Source organism: Rhodococcus sp. HM1, assembly GCF_023218075.1.
GTDB lineage: Bacteria > Actinomycetota > Actinomycetes > Mycobacteriales > Mycobacteriaceae > Rhodococcus.
The window spans coordinates 1-430 of the sequence record NZ_JALPTB010000215.1; the positions used below are offsets into that span (position 1 = coordinate 1).

The following is a 430-nucleotide window of genomic DNA, read 5'->3' on the forward strand; positions in this document are numbered from 1 at the left end:
CTGCGGTACGACTGGAAATCGCTGGAAGTCCGGCACGAGGCCCAGGACCGCTACAACGAGCACATCCAACGCCGCCTGCAGTCGACGACGTGGAATTCCGGTTGCCAGAGCTGGTACCTGACCGAGGACGGTTTCAACGCCACCATGTATCCCGGCTTCGCCACCCAGTACGTCAATCAACTCAAGAACGTGAATCTGCACGACTACAAGATCACCGCGCGTCGCGATGACGAGATCGCCCTGGCTCAGGTCAGCGGCGACACCGTGCCCACCGGATAGGATTCCGTGGTGGCCGAGTATCGGATTGACGACCTCGCTCGGGAAGCGGGGACGACAACCCGGAACGTACGCGTCTACCAGGACAACGGGCTGCTGCCCCGGCCTCAGCGCCGGGGCAGGGTCGCGATCTACACGGATCGCCACCTACGCC

The 430-nt window shown here is 63.3% G+C and carries 1 protein-coding gene and 1 pseudogene; both read left to right on the plus strand.

Features of this window, described 5'->3' with window-relative positions; genetic code table 11:
- A pseudogene (locus tag M1M07_RS32480) lies at positions 1–279 on the plus strand (4-hydroxyacetophenone monooxygenase); the annotation flags it as partial.
- A gap of 9 nt (positions 280–288) precedes the next feature.
- Positions 289–430 (plus strand): MerR family transcriptional regulator (locus M1M07_RS32485; protein WP_248676801.1); only part of this gene is annotated, 142 nt, incomplete at its 3' end.